Annotated in this window: 20 protein-coding genes and 1 tRNA gene; 7 read left to right on the top strand and 14 right to left on the bottom strand. The window is 58.1% G+C overall.

The annotated features are described in order from the left end of the window. Positions 1 to 33: 33 nt before the first annotated feature. The 3 genes from AB8B02_RS19560 to cbbX are packed head-to-tail and all read left to right on the top strand — an operon-like array spanning position 34 to position 2,854. Complete coding sequence (locus AB8B02_RS19560) at positions 34 to 1,497, top strand: form I ribulose bisphosphate carboxylase large subunit (protein ID WP_089266271.1); 1,464 nt, start codon at positions 34 to 36, stop codon at positions 1,495 to 1,497. Between the two features lie 11 nt (positions 1,498 to 1,508). Then, entirely contained in the window at positions 1,509 to 1,934 is a 426-nt protein-coding gene (locus AB8B02_RS19555; RefSeq protein ID WP_439064923.1) for a ribulose bisphosphate carboxylase small subunit, read from the top strand. A gap of 5 nt (positions 1,935 to 1,939) precedes the next feature. Continuing rightward, positions 1,940 to 2,854 carry a CbbX protein gene (gene cbbX / locus AB8B02_RS19550; RefSeq protein WP_439065901.1) on the top strand — a complete coding sequence of 305 codons (915 nt, stop codon included), beginning with the start codon at positions 1,940 to 1,942 and terminating at the stop codon, positions 2,852 to 2,854. 208 nt (positions 2,855 to 3,062) lie between these two features. Here cbbX and AB8B02_RS19545 read toward each other — a convergent pair whose 3' ends face one another. The 7 genes from AB8B02_RS19545 to AB8B02_RS19515 all read right to left on the bottom strand — a co-directional run bounded on the left by AB8B02_RS19545 (position 3,063) and on the right by AB8B02_RS19515 (position 8,620). Then, positions 3,063 to 4,220, bottom strand: coding sequence for a sensor histidine kinase (locus AB8B02_RS19545; protein WP_439064922.1), 1,158 nt, complete (start codon positions 4,218 to 4,220; stop codon positions 3,063 to 3,065). A gap of 305 nt (positions 4,221 to 4,525) precedes the next feature. After that, the gene (locus AB8B02_RS19540; RefSeq protein ID WP_089266051.1) at positions 4,526 to 4,786 is read right to left on the bottom strand and encodes a hypothetical protein; all 261 of its coding nucleotides are present in this window, start codon (positions 4,784 to 4,786) and stop codon (positions 4,526 to 4,528) included. A gap of 93 nt (positions 4,787 to 4,879) precedes the next feature. Then, on the bottom strand, positions 4,880 to 5,155 hold the full coding sequence (locus tag AB8B02_RS19535) for a hypothetical protein (RefSeq protein ID WP_246297440.1): 276 nt from the start codon (positions 5,153 to 5,155) through the stop codon (positions 4,880 to 4,882). An 84-nt stretch (positions 5,156 to 5,239) separates the two neighbouring features. Next, positions 5,240 to 6,175 carry a glycosyltransferase family 4 protein gene (locus AB8B02_RS19530; RefSeq protein WP_439064921.1) on the bottom strand — a complete coding sequence of 312 codons (936 nt, stop codon included), beginning with the start codon at positions 6,173 to 6,175 and terminating at the stop codon, positions 5,240 to 5,242. A 631-nt stretch (positions 6,176 to 6,806) separates the two neighbouring features. After that, positions 6,807 to 6,953, bottom strand: coding sequence for a hypothetical protein (locus AB8B02_RS19525; protein WP_158596715.1), 147 nt, complete (start codon positions 6,951 to 6,953; stop codon positions 6,807 to 6,809). A 378-nt stretch (positions 6,954 to 7,331) separates the two neighbouring features. Beyond that, positions 7,332 to 7,571, bottom strand: a complete 240-nt coding sequence (locus tag AB8B02_RS19520) for a hypothetical protein (protein WP_089266054.1) — start codon at positions 7,569 to 7,571, stop codon at positions 7,332 to 7,334. Positions 7,572 to 8,404: 833 nt separating this feature from the next. After that, the gene (locus AB8B02_RS19515) at positions 8,405 to 8,620 is read right to left on the bottom strand and encodes a hypothetical protein (RefSeq protein ID WP_147421564.1); all 216 of its coding nucleotides are present in this window, start codon (positions 8,618 to 8,620) and stop codon (positions 8,405 to 8,407) included. A 539-nt stretch (positions 8,621 to 9,159) separates the two neighbouring features. Here AB8B02_RS19515 and AB8B02_RS19510 point away from each other — a divergent pair. Then, on the top strand, positions 9,160 to 9,498 hold the full coding sequence (locus AB8B02_RS19510) for a hypothetical protein (RefSeq protein WP_068734854.1): 339 nt from the start codon (positions 9,160 to 9,162) through the stop codon (positions 9,496 to 9,498). Positions 9,499 to 9,551: 53 nt separating this feature from the next. Here the strand turns inward: AB8B02_RS19510 and AB8B02_RS19505 are convergent, their stop codons facing one another. Continuing rightward, positions 9,552 to 9,740, bottom strand: a complete 189-nt coding sequence (locus tag AB8B02_RS19505) for a hypothetical protein (protein ID WP_093756915.1) — start codon at positions 9,738 to 9,740, stop codon at positions 9,552 to 9,554. A gap of 185 nt (positions 9,741 to 9,925) precedes the next feature. Then, a complete protein-coding gene (locus AB8B02_RS19500; protein WP_256461247.1) occupies positions 9,926 to 10,057 on the bottom strand; it encodes a hypothetical protein in 132 nt (43 codons plus the stop codon). A gap of 231 nt (positions 10,058 to 10,288) precedes the next feature. Here AB8B02_RS19500 and AB8B02_RS19495 point away from each other — a divergent pair, with 231 nt between their 5' ends. Further along, positions 10,289 to 10,492 carry a cold-shock protein gene (locus AB8B02_RS19495; protein ID WP_068734860.1) on the top strand — a complete coding sequence of 68 codons (204 nt, stop codon included), beginning with the start codon at positions 10,289 to 10,291 and terminating at the stop codon, positions 10,490 to 10,492. A 182-nt stretch (positions 10,493 to 10,674) separates the two neighbouring features. Here the strand turns inward: AB8B02_RS19495 and AB8B02_RS19490 are convergent, their stop codons facing one another. The 3 genes from AB8B02_RS19490 to AB8B02_RS19480 all read right to left on the bottom strand — a co-directional run bounded on the left by AB8B02_RS19490 (position 10,675) and on the right by AB8B02_RS19480 (position 14,583). Continuing rightward, on the bottom strand, positions 10,675 to 10,851 hold the full coding sequence (locus tag AB8B02_RS19490) for a hypothetical protein (RefSeq protein ID WP_158596714.1): 177 nt from the start codon (positions 10,849 to 10,851) through the stop codon (positions 10,675 to 10,677). A gap of 114 nt (positions 10,852 to 10,965) precedes the next feature. Next, the gene (locus AB8B02_RS19485; RefSeq protein WP_175366316.1) at positions 10,966 to 12,264 is read right to left on the bottom strand and encodes a glycoside hydrolase family 130 protein; all 1,299 of its coding nucleotides are present in this window, start codon (positions 12,262 to 12,264) and stop codon (positions 10,966 to 10,968) included. Between the two features lie 42 nt (positions 12,265 to 12,306). Next, positions 12,307 to 14,583 carry a glycosyltransferase family 4 protein gene (locus AB8B02_RS19480; protein ID WP_439064920.1) on the bottom strand — a complete coding sequence of 759 codons (2,277 nt, stop codon included), beginning with the start codon at positions 14,581 to 14,583 and terminating at the stop codon, positions 12,307 to 12,309. Between the two features lie 298 nt (positions 14,584 to 14,881). On the opposite strand from AB8B02_RS19480, the gene AB8B02_RS19475 reads away from it, so the two are divergent. Further along, positions 14,882 to 15,010: a hypothetical protein gene (locus tag AB8B02_RS19475; protein ID WP_256461248.1), complete on the top strand. Its 129-nt coding sequence runs from the start codon at positions 14,882 to 14,884 to the stop codon at positions 15,008 to 15,010. Positions 15,011 to 15,130: 120 nt separating this feature from the next. After that, a complete protein-coding gene (locus AB8B02_RS19470) occupies positions 15,131 to 15,322 on the top strand; it encodes a hypothetical protein (protein ID WP_439064919.1) in 192 nt (63 codons plus the stop codon). A 323-nt stretch (positions 15,323 to 15,645) separates the two neighbouring features. On the opposite strand, the gene AB8B02_RS19465 is transcribed toward AB8B02_RS19470, so the two are convergent. Together AB8B02_RS19465 and AB8B02_RS19460 are read right to left on the bottom strand one after the other, a co-directional pair. Next, positions 15,646 to 15,720: transfer RNA gene (locus tag AB8B02_RS19465), tRNA-Gln, on the bottom strand. Positions 15,721 to 16,032: 312 nt separating this feature from the next. Then, on the bottom strand, positions 16,033 to 17,691 hold the full coding sequence (locus AB8B02_RS19460) for a urocanate hydratase (RefSeq protein WP_439064918.1): 1,659 nt from the start codon (positions 17,689 to 17,691) through the stop codon (positions 16,033 to 16,035). Between the last annotated feature and the right edge of the window lie 16 nt (positions 17,692 to 17,707).

Here is a 17,707-nt window from a genome sequence, read left to right as displayed (position 1 = left end):
CCGGTGACGCCGGATCCAAACGAGGAGGCCACCATGAATGAACATGCTTCGATCACGATCCGCGGCAAGGATCGCTACAAGTCCGGCGTCATGGAATACAAGAAGATGGGCTATTGGGAGCCCGATTATGTACCCAAGGACACCGACATCATCGCATTGTTCCGGGTGACGCCGCAGGATGGCGTCGATCCGATCGAGGCTTCGGCAGCAGTGGCCGGCGAATCCTCGACCGCGACCTGGACCGTGGTGTGGACCGACCGCCTCACGGCTGCGGAAAAATACCGCGCCAAGTGTTTTCGGGTGGATCCGGTGCCGAATTCGCCCGGCCAGTACTTTGCCTATATCGCCTACGATCTCGACCTGTTCGAGAACGGCTCGATCGCCAACCTATCGGCCTCGATCATTGGCAATGTGTTCGGCTTCAAGCCGCTGAAGGCTCTGCGATTGGAAGACATGCGGCTTCCAGTCGCTTATGTGAAGACGTTCCAGGGCCCGGCCACCGGCATCGTGGTTGAGCGAGAGCGTATGGACAAGTTCGGCCGCCCACTGCTTGGCGCGACTGTGAAGCCGAAGTTGGGTCTATCTGGTCGCAACTACGGCCGCGTCGTCTACGAGGCGCTGAAGGGCGGGCTCGACTTCACCAAGGACGACGAAAACATCAACTCGCAGCCCTTCATGCATTGGCGCGAGCGTTTTCTCTATTGCATGGAGGCGGTCAACAAGGCGCAGGCGGCGTCCGGCGAGATCAAGGGCACATATCTCAACGTCACCGCCGGTACCATGGAGGACATGTACGAACGCGCCGAATTCGCCAAGCAGCTCGGCTCTGTCATCATCATGATCGACCTCGTGATCGGCTACACCGCGATCCAGTCGATGGCGAAATGGGCGCGCAAGAACGACATGATCCTGCATCTGCACCGCGCGGGGCATTCGACCTATACGCGGCAGCGCAATCATGGCGTCTCGTTCCGCGTCATTGCCAAATGGATGCGGCTCGCCGGCGTCGATCATATCCATGCCGGGACGGTCGTCGGCAAGCTTGAAGGCGATCCGGCGACGACGCGCGGCTATTACGACATCTGCCGCGAAGACTACAATCCGATGCGGCTCGAACACGGCGTGTTCTTCGAGCAGAACTGGGCCAGCCTCAACAAGATGATGCCGGTCGCATCGGGCGGCATCCATGCCGGCCAGATGCATCAGTTGCTCGATCACCTTGGCGAAGACGTCATCCTGCAGTTCGGTGGCGGCACCATCGGCCATCCGATGGGCATCCAGGCCGGCGCCACCGCCAACCGTGTCGCGTTGGAAGCGATGATCCTCGCTCGGAACGAAGGTCGCGACTACCTGCATGAAGGCGAGGAGATTCTTGCCAAGGCGGCGATGACCTGCACGCCGCTGAAGGCGGCGCTGGAGACGTGGAAGAACGTCACCTTCAACTACGAATCCACTGACATGCCCGACTACGCCCCCACCGCCAGCGTCTCGCTGTAAGGAGCACGATCATGCGCATTACCCAGGGCTGCTTCTCGTTCCTGCCCGATCTCACTGATGAGCAGATTTCAAAGCAGGTGCAGTATTGCCTCGCCAATGGCTGGGCCGTGAACATCGAATTCACCGACGATCCGCATCCCCGCAACAATTTCTGGGAAATGTGGGGGCTGCCGATGTTCGATCTGCGCGATGCTGCCGGCGTGCTGATGGAATTGACCGAATGCCGCAAGGTGTATGGCGATCGCTACATCCGGCTATCGGCATTCGATGCCAGCCATGGCTGGGAATCGGTGCGGCTCTCCTTCATCGTCAACCGTCCGAAGGATGAGCCAGGCTTCCGGCTCGAGCGGCATGAAGTGGAAGGCCGCAACATCCGCTATACGACCAAATCCTATGCCGTCGATCGACCCGAAGGCCTGCGCTACGGTGGGTCGTGAACACGCTGACGGTGGTCGATAGCGCCGGCGACGCGTTGCCTGCGACGCAGGTCGATCTGCGCCGCGAGTTCGACGAAGTCGGCATCGGCGAGGTGCTCGATCAGCTCGATCGCGAATTGATCGGGCTGAAGCCGGTGAAAACGCGGATTCGCGAGATCGCTTCGCTGCTGCTGATCGAGCGCATCCGCAAGCGCATGGACCTGGCGTCGGGGAACCCGACGCTGCACATGTCGTTCACCGGTAATCCCGGCACCGGCAAGACTACGGTGGCGCTGCGCATCGCCAGCATCCTGCATAAACTGGGTTTCGTGCGGCGAGGGCAGGTGGTGTCGGTGACGCGTGATGAACTGGTCGGGCAATATATCGGCCATACCGCGCCGAAGACGAAGGAGATCCTGAAGAAGGCGATGGGCGGCGTGTTATTCATTGACGAGGCCTATTACCTGCATCGGCCTGATAACGAGCGCGATTACGGCCAGGAGGCGATCGAGATCCTGCTGCAAGTGATGGAATCGCAGCGCGAGGATCTGGTGGTGATTCTTGCTGGCTACGGCGACCGCATGGACAAGTTCTTCGGCAGCAATCCCGGTTTCCGCTCGCGCATCGCCCACCACATCGATTTCCCTGACTATGCCGACGACGAATTGCTCGCCATTTCCGAATTGATGCTCGGGGATATGAACTACAAATTCAGCGCCGATGCGCGTGCGGCGTTCGTTCGCTACATCGCGCTGCGCAAGACCCAGCCGCTGTTCTCCAACGCCCGTTCGATCCGCAACGCGCTCGACCGCATGCGGCTGCGTCAGGCCAACCGGCTTGTCGCCGATCTCGACCGCGTGCTGAGCGTCGACGACATCATGTCACTGGAGGCTTCGGATGTGCTCGCGAGCCGGGTGTTCTCGAACGGCTCTGGCGGGTAATGGCGCCCGACCGAACACGCTGCCGACTAGTCGAGGTCTATTTTGGTGACCCTTGGTCTTCCTGGCAGCGCGGTGCTAGCCGGAGATTTCCGGGAATTGGACAGCTACTGGGACCGGTTTTGCCACCTAGCGACCTTCTCGCTTGTAAGAAAAGCCGCTAAATGCAGGCCAATCTCGACAGATTGAGCCAAACAAGCCATCCACCGACTCATTTGTTCAGCGAGGCTATCGGTACTTCCAGAGTGTAGGTGAAGCCTGATGGTGGATAGGCCAAACGCACAGTGCCGCTTAGTTGCCGTCCGAGCGATTCCATCATGCGTGTGCCAAAGCTGCGGCGGACGGGCGGATTGACGAGCGCGCCGCCGCTTTCGATCCAGCTCAAGGTCAGTTGCTGCGACGCCTGGTCGATCGTCCAGTCGACCTTAACAATGCCACTCGGGTCCGAAAGCGCTCCGAACTTGGTGGCGTTGGTGCAAAGTTCGTTGAGCGTCATCGCCAGGGCGATAACTGCGCCCGACCCCATATCTACTTCCGGTCCTGAGACAGCGAAGCGGCCAACTCCCTTGTTGTCATAGGGCTCGGTGGCATTACGGATTGTCATCTCGAGTCCTGCACTCGCCCAACTAACTTGCATCAAGAGGTCATGAGCTCGACCGAGCGCAAGAAGCCGCCCCTCGATGGCTTGCTGCGCATGCTGGACGCTGGTGGCGGTCCGAAGGCTTTGTGAAGCGATCGCACTTACAGTTGCGAGGGTATTCTTGATGCGATGGTGCAATTCGCCGAGCACAAGCTTTTGCAGCTTGTCGGCCGCTTCCCGCTCCTTGGCGTCTATGCCGGCCTGCGCGAGCAACAGCTTGGCATCTATTCCAGCCTGTTCCAGCAATAGTCGTAAGCTGTCGTTCTCGGCCGTCAGTGTCTCTTCCGCGACAGACTGGCTTGGCCGCGTCGGATTGACGGTCAAACCTGCCTGGCCAGAGACGACCTCAAGGGTGCCTGCACCGATCATGTCCTGCAGTTCGGCGATCATTTCCTTGCTGTCGATGGGCTTACCAAAGAAGCGGCTGTTTTCCGGTTTCTCGTCGCTTGAGGGGGTTATCTGGCCGGATACCAGGATGATCTTGATCTGTGGCCAGCGTTCATGGACCGCATGAGCAAGCTTCAATCCATCCATACTACCGGGCATTTGGATGTCCGAAAACAAGAGCGAAATGTCGGATCGCGCCTCAAGCACGCTGATGGCTTGATCGGCATTCGTCGCTTCGACGGCCGTAAATCCTGCATCCTCAACGATGTCGACCGCTCGCATACGCAGCACCATCTCGTCTTCGACGACAAGCACGTTGGTCTTATCTCGAGATGATGACACCTAAGCTGCTCCCATCAAGGCGGGAGCACACACGGCCCTCAGTCACCGAGCGCCTATCGTACCGAGGTGATGTGAAGGAACCTAGCGATTTTTACATCCGAAGTCGACATAATCCTGGGATTGCCTATCACGCGTCATGCAAGGGAACATTCTGCTGGTCGATGATGCGTGTCGCGAGGAGGTCAAAAATGCGCTGCCAGGCACCCTCCTGAAAAGGCGGTGGCCCCCGACGGAATTCGCCCTGAGGCGGCGGAACCGCTCCCCGTCGATCTGGACTATGCGCTTCATCAGCAGATTAGGCGAGCTCAGTTGGTCTTGAGGTTGTAGAGCTTGCGCAATCTTTCTTGCGTGCCGTCAATCGCGCGGACTGTATTGAGCTCTGCAGTGAGCCTCAATTGCACGTCGGCTGCGCGGTGAAGTGAGAGAATGCCCCAGTTCGTCTCAAAGCGAGGGTCTGCGATCTCGTCAATGATCACGGCCGTAACATCTTCGCACCCGTAGCAGCTTCGGATTTGCAGCAATGCCGCATGTTCGAGGTCGTGTCTGGAAAGCAGCGACTTCGCCATAGTAGGTATTCCCTTGCGTCATCGTTTGAGCCAACCCTGAAGATCAGATCAGGCCTTTAGTTTCGCAGAAACGGCAAGTATGGCGGGCGACTCTTAAATCATCACCAGCTTGATCTCACCGTCGTTGGCTGCAACCAGTTCCATCTGCTCGCGCGCCAGTTTTTCGATCAGCGGCCTGTTGGCGTGGAAGTACCTTTTGGCCTGATCTTTGGTTGGAAACTTGGTCGTCAGGGTACACGCAATTCGGCGGTTGCCGTGTCTTATGTCGAACGCCACGCGCTGAAAGTCATCAGGCGCCTGAACCTGTGTCGAAATAGCAATCATGTTTGGATCCATAAAGCTCGGCGAAAGCCCGAACTCCAGGAACATTACGACGTCTATGTGTTCAATGTATGTGGACGAGGGCGGCAAACAGCCTGAGGCGATCTCGCTCTCGCTGCGGTTCTCCGTCGGTTAGCCCAGGATAGATTGGTATAGAGCCAGGTAGCGATCTGCCATTCTATCGACGGTAAAGTGCTCAGAAACCGCCGCCCGGCAGGCGCATCTATCCAGTTCACCAATGCGCTCAACGGCTTGAACAGCTTCGAGGGCGCTATTGACCAGGAAACCTGTCACGCCATCTGTGATCAATTCGGGCATCGATCCGCGGTTACGCGCGATCACCGGTGTTCCGCAGGCAAGCGCCTCAACAACTGATAACCCGAATGGTTCGTCGAAATTGATCAGGTGAAGCAATGCCCGTGCGGATCCCAGAACGCGTGTCCGCTCCAGACCTCCGACCGAACCGAGATAAGTCGCGGACCTTCCCAGTGCCGGCTCCACATGACGTCGATGATAGTCCGCATCCTGAACGATACCGGCCATGATGAGGTGGCGGCCAACCGCTTCGGCAGTTGCTATCGCTTCCGCAGCCCCTTTATCGGGATGAATGCGACCGAAGAATAGAAGATCGTCGCTGCCAAGCGGATCGAAGGGAAAATCGTCGATCGGAATGCCGTGATGGATCGTTGCCGCATAGCGAAGGTCGGGATGGCGATTGGCATCGCTGATTGCGACATAATGGACACGATCCTCATACTCCTTGAAAACCGGAACAATACGGGCTGATGAAAAGCCGTGAATGGTTGTGACGACTGGCGTGTCCACAAGGCGAGAGAAGCCCAACGGTACAAAATCTGCCTGATTGTGGATGATGTCGAATTCGCCGGCCCGCTCGAAGACATTTGCAACATGCAGGAGTTCCCACGCCTTGGCGTCGAGCGACGAGTCTTCAGAGTATGGTGCCGGGACGACACCGGCGAGATTTCCCGACGTCAAACTGTCCTTGGTGGCAAACAGTGTGACGTCAACTCCCCGCAAGAGCAGTGCCTCTGTAAGCAAGCTCGTCACGAGTTCCCACGGGCCGTAGTGTCGGGGAGGAGTTCGCCAGGATATAGGCGCTAACATCGCGACGCGCATCGTGTTTAGCCTCGCAGGATGGATGGCGGATAATCAGCTACGTCAATCCGGGCACGGCGGATATATGGCCGACGGATTGGTGGAGGCCCGCTGTAAATTGGATTGACGCGACGACTCAGGAGCGCATGGTGAATGTCATCGATGCTGGTTCGATGGTGTCATCATCACTGCAGAATGAGAGGCGCTCCGCCCGTCATCTGTCAAGAGCAAGCGCCCCGATCGCTGCAGAACGGCGCGCGGCGCCTTCGATAAACAGGCGGGAAGCGACCTTTTGTAAATGCTGGTTCGAAAGTGAGGCTCGATATGGTGGCTATGTATCGCCAACCAAACCTGGAAGTCACAGTCACTCCACATCCCCTGCTTTTCTGGGAATGGCAGGTGCAGGACGATGGTGATCTGTTCAACAGTGGCTTCAGCAGCACGCGATGGAAGGCTCGGTATGATGGAAACGCAGCGCTTTTCGAGGTCCTGGCAGGCGGGTTTTACTCTGAGCCTCTGTTTGACTGATTGTTAAAAGTGCCGCAACGCGGTCTTGCCCGCAAGGCAATCCGATCTTGCTGGGCTAGCGCGGTTCTTCAATAGGCGCCCAGTGCGTGGGATCAATCCGGGTGACGTTGACGCATCCTGCTTCAGCCAGGGTAATAATCCAGTCGCCGTCGTTCCACCATGCGCGGCAGGCGGTTCGCATTTTTTCCGCCTCGGATTCCATGGCATGATCCGAATTGTCATCGTATCCGCCAGCCAGGAATATTGGCGTTCCGTCTTGTGGTGCGGTGTCTATAGGTAGCCAATTCAACGGTTCATGTCCTTGCGGTGGTGGAAGAAATAAAACTGATGTTGTCCGACGTGATGACTACGTGCCGCGCACGCGTTTCACGTTGATTTTGCGACAACGTGGGGTGGACGTCGGTGTTTGAAGGCTGAGATGCAGAGGATTCCTTTTTCGGCTTCGTCGGCAAGAAGCATAAGTAGCCGGTACACCTACGGACTGTTTTGGGCGGCTGCCAAACGTCTGTACCGAGCTGCACGCGCGCCGTTCATGGAAAGGCCGTCGTTAGATGCTGCGTGTCTGCCAGCTTGATGGAGGTCATGTGGTCGTTCGAGTGACTGGTTGCGAAGCGATAATGGCATCGAGTGCTGCTCTACCGAGTTGCCGCGCTTCATCTTCGTAAAGCGGTGACGGCATGTCGCCCATCGTATCCCAGGTCTTTCTGATTGCCTTCGCAGCAACCTCGACTGCAGCATCATATTCGGACTGCTCGTTACATCTGGCGTGCTGCGGCGTGTGTTGAAGGTCATTCACGGCACTGAATTCCAGCTCTGACATTGAGAAACCCTCTCAAGTTGAGATCGCGTAAGCTTTTCTTCCGTTAAGCCGAGGGCTTGGCGTCAAGCAGATTGTCGCGCGTTCTGACCGGAGGTGATTTAGCCTTGCTGAATAACGACGGCGCCAACAAGAAGAGCCAAGAGGAGGGACAGTAGTACCAAAGGCAGAGGCCGATCCCGGTTATTGATCGTCCAACGCTCTGATATGGCCACCCCTTGTTGAGGGGAAACAGTGCTCACAGACGCCGGTAGAAGCCGTGGTTCTTGCGATGATCTTCAGATCTTACGCTTCCGGTCGGAAATTAAGAATGGAAGATATTATTCTGGAAGCACGAATTGTGTCGCTTCCGGTTTCTGTAGCCGATGCTTCCTCGCATCTGCGATTAGTTGCAGTTGTCCGGCTTTTCGCATGGCAAGCGTTCGCTCGTCTCCGTGAGGGAGTTGAGCAGCTGCCGCAAGCGCGATCATCGCGGCGTGCTCAGCTTCAAGGTGAGAAGCCTTCACCGTCCGGACCTGTGCTGTTGCGATTCCAAAGTACATTCGGAGGTAGGCATGGCAGTCCCGAGACATTGGGCGGGAGCGCGACCGAACTCTCTGTCACCGGTGAATGCCTAAGGACGGCCGATGATGCGGTGCAGTAGATGCCCTTTATGTTCGGAAGTCGACCTAATTCGAAGGTTCTGATTTGCCGCCGGAATCGCTGAGGTCAATCCGCTGGACTGCCCGTGCCTTGGGTGGCTGGTTCAGGAGAATAGGGGGCCTACGGATACATGCGACCGCGGTATGGCGTAGGTGAAGAAAGTCGGATGTCGTCGTGCGGGTCTGCGTCCGGCTCTAGGCGGAGCGGCGCAGACGATATTTTCTGTCGACGACAGGTGGCGTTGCAACGAGCTTTACAGTCCACTTTGCTGCCGATGCATCCATCACGACGGATCTCACCGATCCCGTGACTGTTTGACCGTTCAGCTGAAGTGCGCGCGGCAGCCCGTGATATTGAGCCAGACGAGCGCGCCTGGCCTCGACGAGGTCCGTGATTTCGATGACCTGCATCTGCGACTCCAGAGTTGGCGCGGTACGCTCGACAAGACCCGCGCTACAGGACGGGTAGCATCGTATGGTTAATGAAATGCGTCAGATTGTCTTCAGCAATTCCGATGCTGAAGGCAAGTCAGCGGGCGGGATTGCCATCCAGATTTTGGGACCCCGTATGAGCGCTCGCGGCCCTTCATTGTCGCAAATGAGCCACTCGGTTTCGTCCCAGATGACGAGGCATGGAAATGTCTGAGGCAGCTTGTCCTTGTTTCCGCGTATCCATGTTCCACCCGCAACGATGATCCTTTCATCGTCCTTCGGTGCGGTGCTGATTGGTTGCCACCCGTCGCCCATTTGATCGCCCCTTTGTCTGCGCCTCAGTGCGACTCAAACGCGAGGCCGCAACGTCCAGTTAAAGCGTGCAGACCTTGGCTGCCACATGAAACTTGCTCCCGATTGGCAGGCAGCTAGGCGATTACGGAAGGGCTGTGCATCAAGTCGCATAGTGTCGCGACGAATTTGATTGACCGTCACGGGCATAGGCGCATGGTTCCACCATGGCCTTCAATTTCACCTCCGACGTCAAATCCAAGCAAAAAGATTGCTGGCTAATTTTGAACTTCAGCGGAGAGGAGATTTCCCTGTCGTTCGACGATGCAATCGAGCTTAAGATCCAAATCAATCACGTCCTGGAAACGGGAACTCCCAACGAACGGAAGATCGTGAGCGAAGCTGACAGCTGGTCGGCGCTGTGTGTGCCAAATGCGGGCGGTTTCGGGGTTGCCTTTGTCCTGTCGGCGACGTCGACGATAAAACTATGGCTGGATGCCAGGCAGGCCGAGCGCTTTTCTGCAGAGCTTCAGACGTTTATCGATCTGGTTGGGAGTCGGAGTTGAACGCGACCGGAAAAATCGTCGCGCGGGGCTAGAGCCGCTCCCCGGGTGCTGGGTCAGCTCGCTGCCACTTCGCCTGCTTTTGTCGTCTCATAGGCAATGTCTGTCTTGTTCATGATGAGGGGTGATAGCCACCCGAGATCGACAAGGCGCTGGTATTTGCTGCGATCGATATTGCCAGCCGTATATTTTGCGCCGCCGTGCAGGACGATCTCACGGATCAGTTCCAGGTCTTCATGTGTCATGATTGCTCCATCTGGCATGATCGCCGATGCGCGTCGGAGCGCCCCGGAAGGGGATTGGACATTTTGATTGAATTTGCTGGTTCTCGATCGTCGCGAACACAGTAGCGCCGTCGAGCGCATGGATCATGCGCCGGGTGCCCGTGACCTCAGATGCCGTAGCTATGCTGGCGATGCGCTCTGTTCGACTATTTCTTTCGGGGCTTTTCTGCCTCGGGGTGCATCAGGCCCTTCATGGTCGGGGCTGCTGCGATCGTCTTGGCCTTGTCCTTTTTGGGCTTCTTTACTTCGCGATTGTTCCGTTGTTCGCCTTTAGCCATGGTTTGGTCCTCCGCCCGCACTGGGCTTCGGTGACATTAGCACGTCGGTTGGGTCTCCCGGAGATTATGTTGCCTAAAGCCGCTGTCGCATCGCCGCATCGCGGGCGGACGACCGCCACCCGTCGTCCAGGCAGCAGACAGCCGCATCAATTCAGGAGATGGAAGTTTGCTTGATTGACTCCTCCCTGAATTCAGGGTTGCTATCGTTCGGAGACAACCGGGAGAACTGAAGTGACCACTGGCGTAGTAAAATGGTTCAATGCGACGAAGGGCTTCGGCTTTATCCAGCCGGACGATGGCAGCAAAGACGTCTTTGTTCACATCTCGGCCGTCGAGAAGGCGGGGCTGAGCACTTTGAATGAAGGGGCCAAGGTCAGCTTCGAGGAAGTGGCCAACCGTGGCAAGACGTCGGCAGAAAACCTTCGGGTTGGCTGATCGGGCCTCTTTTGCCTGGCGCCGCAAGTCTGGTGGCGCCCGGCTGTCGGCCAAATGACCACATAACTGGCAGCCCGTCGGACTTGTCCCGGCGGGCGTTTTGCGATGATTTCAGCGGCCGGTTGGTGTCGCGTCGGCTTTCGCGAATGATGGTCAGGAATGCTCGTTTGGGCCAAGTAAATTCAGGCTGCCGTGCAGCTATCCATATCGTTGTGCATGATTGTCTGGCTGGCGCGGCTATCCCATTTGACCGTGACGCTACTCCAGTCCTTGGCGATGACGGTGCCAAAGTCATTTTTATCGTTCTTCCAAAAGACTGTCGTTCCGAGAACGAGCGCCCTTGATTTTTCACCGGTCACTGTGCGTCTCCCAAAAGTTCTACTTGCCGTTTGGTGAAAGGTGCCAACCACGGACGAGCTGGGCGTGCTGAGAAGCCACGTCCGATTGCCACTACGGTAAAGCTAAGTCAGCTCTTATTTGTCCATCGCTGCGAGCAGGCTTCTTATATCGATCGTCGCGATGTTCGAGTAGCTGTCCGAAATCGCATATGGGAAGATAATTTGATCGCCATGCCGCATTGCGCCGCATGTATAGACGACGTTCGGCACATATCCTTCGCGCTCGGACGGCGCAGGCCGAAGGAGCGGTTCGTCCAGGCGCCCCAGCACCTTCGTCGGGTCGTTTTTGTCGAGCAGTGCTGCTCCTATCGAATACTTGCGGACCGGGCCGACACCGTGGGTCAGCAATAGCCAGCCCTCATCTAATTCGATAGGTGAGCCGCAGTTGCCGATTTGAATGAACTCCCAAGGGGCGGCCGGCTTCAGGATCGGCGTGCCGCCATCCCATGTATAAAGATCATCCGAATAGATCAGGTAGAGGTTTTCATTGTCTTGCCGCGCGATCATCGCGAACCGCCCGTCGATTTTCCGGGGGAAAAGTGCCATACCCTTGTTATGTGATGCGCTGCCTCTGAGGGCTGAAAAGCGAAACGTGACGAAGTCGGACGTCTCGATAATCTCCGAGCGGATCGCCCTGCCGCTATAGGCCGTGTAAGTCGCGTAATAGACCGTTCGCTCGGAATGCTCGAATTTCACGAAGCGCGCATCCTCGATGCCGTTCGATTGCGACTCCGTAATCGGAAAAATGACCCGCTCGCTGATATCCTCGCTGCTACGAAACGTGACGGCGACATCCTCGCCGCCAGGCCCAGACCCGAGGTGTTGAACTGCTGGATTTGATGCGAGGCGTGCGGTCGGATCGATGCTCACGGTCCCGTCGGTATCTACAAGGCCGGTGCGAAATGTCAGGGATGACACATGGCCTTCTCCGACGGCGCGCAGGCTGAGGATGAAGCGCAGGGCGCCGGCTGTCGTTCCCGATTGATCGGGGTGAGGCACGATGCTCGGATTGAAGAGTGCCGATGCTTCAAACGAGTATTCACTCAGGAAATAGGCGCCGACTAGCTGACGCTGAATCGTCGTGAACCGGCTATGGCCGTGGAATGCATCTTCCATTTCGTCAGCGCGGGCCTCGAATGTCTGAAGCAGATTCCGGTGGCGGCCCAGAAAGTTTTCAAGCACGTCGGCCAACTGATGCTCTGCCTGCTCGGGACTGAGCGCAAGAATCCGGTCGACAATATGATTGGCGCGCGTCTTATCTGTCGGATTGAGATCGCGTGGCTCCGTCGCAGGTTTAAACGGCCGTACGATGACTCGGGACGCGTCGGGCCGGAGATAGAGCGCCTGGCGATTCAGTATCGGAGATGAGGGCAAAAGGAATCTCAATGGTCTGCTGAGAGGGGGAGCGCAACGTGATCAGGCCACGCGGGTGGCGGACTTGGATTGATCCTCGGCGATACGTGCCATGTGCCGAATTTCGGATAGTCCGAGCAGGTAGGATACGACTGACTCGCCGCCCCGGTTCTCATTAGCACGGTCCGGATGCAGTCCGTCACGACAGCTTCCTGTCTCCAGATCGACGAGCGGGATAGAAAGGTCATTGCTGCCGAGGAACCATGCGAAGACCCGGGCGGCTTCGCTCTTCCATTCAATGTTCTGGTCGGCGCGCCACGCCGCAAGGCTGGCCGCGATGGTGGCAGCAGCCTCGACAGGCTGTTGGTCGAAGCTGCGTGGCTGGCGCCGGATGTCGTGAAATCCCTCCGTGCCCACCGGCCTGAACTGACCGCTGGCTGAGGTCTGCTGTGTCAGCAGCCAGCGCAGGCTTCTCAGCCCGGCATTGAGATAGTCCGGCCGTTTCATCGCAGTGCCGGTGAGAATCAAAGCCTGGCAGAGTCTAGCGTTGTCATAGGAAAGTCCGTTTTCGAACCACACCCAATCGCTCGTCTCGACTTTCTCAAGAAGCGAGACGAGCCTGTCGGACAGAGCCGTCCGGATTGCATTGGCACGGCTATTGTCGGTGACGGTCGTGCAATACGCATCGAGTCCCAGCAATACGAACGCCCAAGCACGGGGCGAGAGGAAATCACCGACCTTTGGTAAGGCCTCCGCAAAGAGTGCTGCGGCCCAGGTCCGCCGAGAGGGGTTCGCATCCGAAAGAGCGCAAACGCCCAGCGCCCAAAGCGTGCGCCCATGACTGTCTTCCGATCCGCTTTCTTCCAGCCAGCTGCGATCGAAAGCCATGAAATTTCGAAACCGGTGCGTTTCGGGATTCCACGCATGCTGGACGAAAGCCGCAAAGCGGGAGGTCAGGACCTCCGACAGACGTAGTTCCCCGGGCGTGTTCAACGCGCATGCCAGCAGTAGCGCGCGGGCATTGTCGTCGATGCAATAGCCATGCAAGCGATCCGGAACACTGTGAACCGCATGCTGGAACAGTCCGGTGTCGTCGCACATCGACAGGAAGTGACCAATCTGCATCTCGGGAGGCGCGCGACTATCTCGCAGGAGCGTACTCGTATCCGACTTTGCAATGGTCTTGAGCCGGTGGCGGCGACCCGCGTTCTCGAAAACGGACATATATCGATCGGCCGTCCGTTCCCAGGTCATGGAGCGGCTGCTGGCATAGGCGCGCTTGCGCATCGCTTGGCGCAGTGGCGCATTGATCAGGAGCTTTTCGATCTCGACGCCGATCGCATTCGCATCCGCGAACGGGACGATAATGCCGCGGCCATCGGCAAGCAGTTCGCGGGCATGCCAATAGGGAGTCGATACCACAGCCTTTCCCAAGCCAAAACTATAGGCCAGGGTGCCTGACGTCATCTGAGATTCGTTCAGATAAGGCGTGACATAGACATCGCACATCGAGATGAAATCGAGCAGGGTCTCCTGGTCAACGAAACGATCAAGGAAGACCACGTGATCCGCGACGCCAGCTTCGCGGGCCCTTGCAATGAGGGATTCGCGATAGGCCTCGCCTTCGTCATGTACCAGATTTGGATGGGTTGCGCCCAATACGACATAGACTGCACCCGGACAGGTGCTCAGGATGGACGGCATCGCATCGATCATGAATTCGATGCCCTTATTGGGCGAAAGCAGGCCGAAAGTCAGAATGACAGACCTGCCGGCAAAGCCGAGCCTCGTTTTTGCATCGTCGGGCTCCACAAAAGCGAATTCCGGAATTCCATGTGGAATGATCTCGATCTTCTCTTCGGTGACCTGATAGATGGTTCGAAGCAGTTCCCGACCTTTCTCCGCCATCACCACCACTTTCGACGACATCTCGACAACGCGTGTGAAGACATCCTTTTGTGCGGCGGTGGGCTCTGCAAGAACCGTATGAAGTGTCGTCACGATCGGCATCTTGAGTAGCGAGAGAAGCTGGATGATATCGCTCCCGGCTTCGCCGCCGAAGATACCGAACTCATGTTGAAGCGACACCACGTCGAAATGGCCGCTGTTCAGGAATTCCGCTGCACGTATGTAGTCGTTGATCAGCTCGTCATTGATCTGAATGCCAACGGTGGCTGGATAGTCATAGAAATGACCGTGATCGGTCATCGCCACGATGACGGTTTTGGAGTCTGCGCGGGCGGCTGCTACTGCGCTTTGCAGATCGGTGGTGAACGTGGCGATCCCACATCGGCGTGGAAGTGAATTGCCAATGAATGCAATGCGGCTGAACACCGTCAATCTGCTGCCTCGCGATTTCAATGTTGAAAGGGCAATCGCTCAAAATTGGCAATGCTGCGCCAGCCGCGGCATATCGGACAATTTCGTGACAAAAGCAGCGCGCGCTCGGCAGGGACCATCAGGGTCATCAATGCGCGCGAGCGCAGGGTGCGCTCTTTCTTCGCGAATAGCCATCAGTATCTTCGAGGGCTGGGAGGCGGAACAAGTCGGTGGGAGGTTGGCGAGAGAGCGGTGATAATAAATCGGTCTTTAAGCGCCAGCCGTGGTAACGCTTGGGCTCACACAGCGGGAGTACGATATGGCCAAGGGAAATCGCGAAACCAAGAAGCCGAAGAAGGTGCCGGTCAAGACGATCGCTGCTGCAGAGAGCCTCAAGGGCGGCGGTCCCAAGATCATGCCGGCACTGGGGGCGGTCAGAAAGAAATAGTATCACTCCTCGCGCGGTAGCACTGGACGCTTCCCGTCCGGCGTTGAACAGAGAACCCGCTCACGCGGCGACGATGCGCCAACGTTACGTCATCGAAATGTTCACAGATCGAGGAAAGACATGTCGATCAAGTCGACCATTCGAGATGCATACGGCACGCCTGCGATGTTCGCCGGCTCCAAGACAGGGCAGGAAGATGCACCGTTTGTTTTCATCAATGTTGGCGGCGAGGAACGTCGGATGAGATCTGCCGAGTGGGAAGCGCTGCCGCCATGGCTAGGCGAGCGCCCGGCCTGGGCAGGCAAAGGCTGATATTCGAGGTCTCTCCCCGCCTGCTGGAACGTAAGTGCATACGGCGACTTGTCGGGCTTGAACAATACCAACCAGAAAATATGAGGCCCTGCAGTAGCGGGACCTTTTTATTGGAGGACGCCCATGGCCGATGGCATTGCTCTATCCGCACCGTCAGCATCTCTCTCGGAGGCTTCAGGTCTGACCTTGTCGGCCACCCGCAAGCGGCGCGCGTAAAAGCTGGCGAACGAACCGTCAACAGTTGTTCAGAATGAGCAGAAAAACGCTGTTCAGAACGAAAATGGCGCAAAGTCGATAAGGAATTGAAATCGCTTGCTAAAACATGGCTGGGGCGGGAGGATTCGAACCTCCGCATGGGGGAATCAAAATCCCCTGCCTTACCACTTGGCGACGCCCCAAAGGCCAAGGCGATAAAGGGCGGGCTGGGCCCGCGGATCGCTTTGGCTCCGTCGGTCTATAGAGAGAGCTCCGCAATTTCAACCACCTGCCAGCGGTGTTCCCCGCTTCCGGATGCGACTGACTTTTGTGCAATTGGGGGTGTCGGCGTCTGCCGGCGCGCGTGAGCCCCTGACGCCCTGAATTTTCCGATTTTCACGGTTGCATAATGCGCGATACGGACTGGGAGCTGGCGCTCGGCGACGTTCCCGAAGCCTGTCCGCGGGCGCGGGCACTCGCCCAACACGCCATAGAATGTGTTCGGAACGACCGTTCTAGAGTTGTATATGCGGGATGTGCTTGAGCGAGACCTCGTCGATGGCCTCGCCATACCCCGCATCCGCGTAGCGGATGACGCCGAGGCCCGTGTCGTTGTCGAGGCTCATGGCGAGTCGTTCTGCCGCGGCGGCCGTGCCGTCGGCGATCAGGGTGACCCCGGCGCTGGTCATGTAGCCGGCATAGCCGCCGCCGCCGGAATGAACGGCGACGAGATCGGCCTGGGACGAACACAATGCCATGGCGTCGAGCAGTGGCCAGTCAGCGATGGCATCTGAACCGTCGCGCATGTTCTCGGTCATGATGTTTGGATGCGCCATGCCGGCGGCGTCGAGATGATCGCGCGAGAAGGCGACCGGTCCCTTGAGCGTGCCATTGGCGACGAGTTCATTCACGCCCAGCGCCAATTCGCTGCGCTCGCCATGACCGAGCCAGGCGATGCGGGCCGGCAAGCCTTCGAAAGGTACGTACTGGCGAGCGAGCTTGATCCAGTTCGAAACGATCTGGTTATCGCCGAACAGGCTCAGGACGAGATCGTCGATGGCACGGATATCGTCGGGATCGCCCGACAGCGCCATCCAGCGGAACGGACCGATGGCGCGCGCAAAGAGCGGGCGCAGATAGGCTTCCGTGAAAATGGGGATATCAAAGGCATTTGCGACGCCGCCTTCCTTGGCGTGAGTGCGAATGAGATTGCCGTTGTCGAACACTTCCGCGCCGCGCGCCTGAAAGGTCAGCATGGCGCGCACATGGTCGACAATCGACGCGCGGCTCTCCGCCATCAACTGTTCTGGCGCGGTCTTGCGCATGGCACGCGCCTCGTCGAGCGATCGGGTCCGAGGTACATAGCCGAACACAAGATCGTGGGCCGCGGTCTGGTCGGTCACCACATCGGGAACGATGCCGCGCTGGGCGATTTCCGGATAGATATCGGCGGCATTGCCGACAAGGCCGACCGACAACGCGCGGCGCTCCGCCTTCGCGGCAGCGATCATATCCAGCGCAGAATCAAGATCCGGGGCGATCACTTCGAGATAACCGATCTCCTTGCGCTTGCGCGCGCGCTCCGGATCGATGTCGACGGTGAGGATCGCCGCACCGGCCATGCGCCCGGCGAGCGGCTGTGAGCCGCCCATGCCGCCGAGCCCGGCGGTGAGGATAAAGCGGCCGGCGAGCGTGCCGCCAAAACGGCGCTCGGCGATGCGCATGAAAATCTCGTAGGTGCCCTGAATGACGCCCTGCGAGCCGATATACTGCCAGGCGCCGGCCGTGAGTCCGCCCCAGCAGATCAGGCCTTTGCGCTCGAGCTCGTAGAAGATCTCAGCCTTCGCCCATTGGCCCACGATGTTGCAATTCGCCATGATCACCAGCGGCGCCTTGGCGTGCGTGCGCAGCAGGCCGACCGGCTTGCCGGACTGGATGACGAGCGTCTGGTCTTCCTCCATGGTCGTCAGAGCCTGCACGATCGCCTTGTGTGCTGGCCAGTTACGGGCCGCGCGCCCCAGTGCGGCATAGACAACCAGGTTCGACGGATCCTCACCGACCGCGAGCACGTTTTCCAGAAGGCGCAACAGACCTTCCTGCCGCCAGCCCTTGGCGCGCAGCTTTGGGCCGCCAGGAATCGGAAAATCGGGGTGCCGTGGATTCGCTGATGTCATGACGGACTCCTGCGGT

The sequence above is a fragment of the Tardiphaga sp. 862_B3_N4_1 genome, assembly GCF_051811085.1.
Classification (GTDB): Bacteria; Pseudomonadota; Alphaproteobacteria; order Rhizobiales; family Xanthobacteraceae; genus Tardiphaga; species Tardiphaga robiniae.
This window is presented reverse-complemented; position numbering and strand designations above follow the sequence as displayed.

Excerpts from the sequence above, each read along its gene's own strand:
- AB8B02_RS19560 (WP_089266271.1), top strand. The coding sequence starts at position 34 with ATGAATGAACATGCTTCGATCACGATCCGCGGCAAGGATCGCTACAAG.
- AB8B02_RS19555 (WP_439064923.1), top strand. The coding sequence starts at position 1,509 with ATGCGCATTACCCAGGGCTGCTTCTCGTTCCTGCCCGATCTCACTGAT.
- AB8B02_RS19540 (WP_089266051.1), bottom strand. The coding sequence starts at position 4,786 with ATGGCGAAGTCGCTGCTTTCCAGACACGACCTCGAACATGCGGCATTG.
- AB8B02_RS19535 (WP_246297440.1), bottom strand. The coding sequence starts at position 5,155 with ATGTTCCTGGAGTTCGGGCTTTCGCCGAGCTTTATGGATCCAAACATG.
- AB8B02_RS19525 (WP_158596715.1), bottom strand. The coding sequence starts at position 6,953 with ATGGAATCCGAGGCGGAAAAAATGCGAACCGCCTGCCGCGCATGGTGG.
- AB8B02_RS19520 (WP_089266054.1), bottom strand. The coding sequence starts at position 7,571 with ATGTCAGAGCTGGAATTCAGTGCCGTGAATGACCTTCAACACACGCCG.
- AB8B02_RS19515 (WP_147421564.1), bottom strand. The coding sequence starts at position 8,620 with ATGCAGGTCATCGAAATCACGGACCTCGTCGAGGCCAGGCGCGCTCGT.
- AB8B02_RS19510 (WP_068734854.1), top strand. The coding sequence starts at position 9,160 with ATGGCCTTCAATTTCACCTCCGACGTCAAATCCAAGCAAAAAGATTGC.
- AB8B02_RS19505 (WP_093756915.1), bottom strand. The coding sequence starts at position 9,740 with ATGACACATGAAGACCTGGAACTGATCCGTGAGATCGTCCTGCACGGC.
- AB8B02_RS19500 (WP_256461247.1), bottom strand. The coding sequence starts at position 10,057 with ATGGCTAAAGGCGAACAACGGAACAATCGCGAAGTAAAGAAGCCCAAA.
- AB8B02_RS19475 (WP_256461248.1), top strand. The coding sequence starts at position 14,882 with ATGGCCAAGGGAAATCGCGAAACCAAGAAGCCGAAGAAGGTGCCGGTC.
- AB8B02_RS19470 (WP_439064919.1), top strand. The coding sequence starts at position 15,131 with ATGTCGATCAAGTCGACCATTCGAGATGCATACGGCACGCCTGCGATG.
- AB8B02_RS19460 (WP_439064918.1), bottom strand. The coding sequence starts at position 17,691 with ATGACATCAGCGAATCCACGGCACCCCGATTTTCCGATTCCTGGCGGC.